The following is a 2,286-nucleotide window of genomic DNA, read 5'->3' on the forward strand; positions in this document are numbered from 1 at the left end:
ACTTGCTTCATAGTCATCTTTATTAATTACTATTAATCGATTAGTTTTCTTAGCGCCTATTTTTTCTACCATTTTATATACAAAATTCGAAATGTTCGATCCATTTTCGTTGAAATGAAAACCATGTGCCGTATATATCACCCTATATCGGCTAGCTAACCTAGTAAGAAACGAGGCGATAGGCGTATGTGTATGAACGAATGAATATTCTTTTTTTTTGAAAAGCTTTTTCATTTTTAAATAAGCTTTGATATTCTCTAGGCTTTTAATACTTCTGTTAAAAGGTATATGATGGACAACAACCTTATTACCCTCAAGAGTTTTCACAAAATACTCATTTTGAATATTAGTAGCAATCTCAACCCTATAACCTTTGCTTATTAGCAGATCTATACTTGGCATTAAAAATGCTGAAACTGTTGAGCTCACAGTGGTTACTATTAGTACAGTTTTCATGTTATGCCCCTTTTATATCCCTGTATTTTTCTAATCTAAAAGAAAAAACCTACCATTATAGAACAGTAGGTTTTTCATACTAYAAAAAACATTCTCGTAAACATACATTTTGAACTTAAAGATTTTTCTAGCTTGATATCAATCCAAACGCTTTGAATACAGCTAAGACATCCACGTATTCCCATGTCACACTACCATCCACAGCTAAGCCATTAATATGTGACGGTGCAATTGAACCACTAACACCCGCTACTGTACATTTATAAACTTTTCCATTAGCATTTACTAAATTATTTATTAAATATTCTTTACTAGATTTCCATGTATTATTATTTGCTATACCTGCAGTAATACAAATCCATCCAACATACCCACCAGCAATTGGAGAAGTATTGTATAACAATTCCCCACGACTATATACACCAAAAATAGGCTCAGATGATGTTAAAGAAGCAAATGGTATATTCCCTATAATATTCTTTTCTAATTGTGCGTTCACATTGTCTGTAAATATGATATTTGAATTAATTTTGTTATTATTTTGTGCTAGTATAGTTGTTCGTGGTATCGACAGTGTTGAATTTACCTTTCGATATGCACCTTCTACTGTAATAGTCCCTAAAGTATTAATCCCATAATCATTATTAGTAACAATTGTATTATTGGATATATTCAAATGATTCTCAACGAAAACTCTAAGTGTATACAAGGAACCTAGGGAATTAATTCTCCCATTTACTTCAAAAATATTTCCCGTAATCTCTAACCTCGGTATATAAACAAATGCAACCCCTGGACCTCTACCCTCGCGAACTGCTAACGTATAAGACTCATCCCAAATTACTTGATTATTCCTAAAAACATGCGTAACATAACCTTTGTCCTGAGCTAACTTTTCAACACCTTCAATATCACCGCCATCAAATCTATACGATTGATTTTTAAAAATACTATTTTCAATTCTCATAAACTCAGATGCCATCATACGATTATAATTCGGTGTTTTACCACTGTGGATAAATCTACAATTTTCTAAAATCAGGTTCTTAGCCCCCACATAATGTCCACCACTAAATTCATTTGTTAGAAAAATAACATTTGAAAATACAGCATTTTCAGTTTGTGCATAGGTAGCTGATGCAATATTTCTGGCTCTTCTAATATCAAATAATGAATTCCGCACCTCCAAATTTTTGCTCTTAAAACCTATTATCCCGTCTTTTTCAGGATCATCAAAAGTAAATTTACAATCTATTATCTTTACCGATTCACCTACTAAATAAATAGTACTCTTTGAGAAAACACAATTATCTAAGGTTGTATTACCTGCCGTTATATTACAAACTTGCCCAAATATAGAATCATTTCTAAATGTACAGAACGTTCCATCTTTCTCAACGCCGCTTGTTATAGACCTACCATTAATAGGTCCATAGTACATATTTCCTACTGATAAATAGTCATCTCCACTTCCAGATAAACTAACATTACCTTTAAATTTATTATTCTCTAAATAAACACCTCTTGTACTAACACATATGAACGCTCCAGATCTATTATCATAAATATTTGAGTTTCTAACCGTAATCTTTTGATTCGTCATATAACCATCTTCAACATCTATACCATATCCAGGATTACAACCAGTTGAACGATTCATAGAATTGCTATTATCAAAAATTTCACAGTTATCAAACTCCACAAACCTCCCACCATTAACTGAAGCTCCAAGCCTTCTATTTTTATAGGATTTACAATTCATAAAATATACATACTGCGGAATTTTAGCACACATTACATAATGCAAATTATTACTCATTAAGTCATAGT

2 protein-coding genes are annotated in these 2,286 nt (G+C 31.8%); both read right to left on the bottom strand.

The window, feature by feature from the left end:
• Positions 1–456, bottom strand: a 456-nt coding sequence (locus tag AC1DTM_RS23375) for a glycosyltransferase (protein ID WP_477001003.1), incomplete at its 3' end; no start/stop codon positions are given.
• Positions 457–583: 127 nt separating this feature from the next.
• Positions 584–2,286: right-handed parallel beta-helix repeat-containing protein (locus AC1DTM_RS23380; RefSeq protein ID WP_477001004.1), on the bottom strand; the 1,703-nt coding region annotated here is incomplete at its 5' end.

It is taken from the genome of Bacillus sp. P4_D3 (assembly GCF_056401855.1).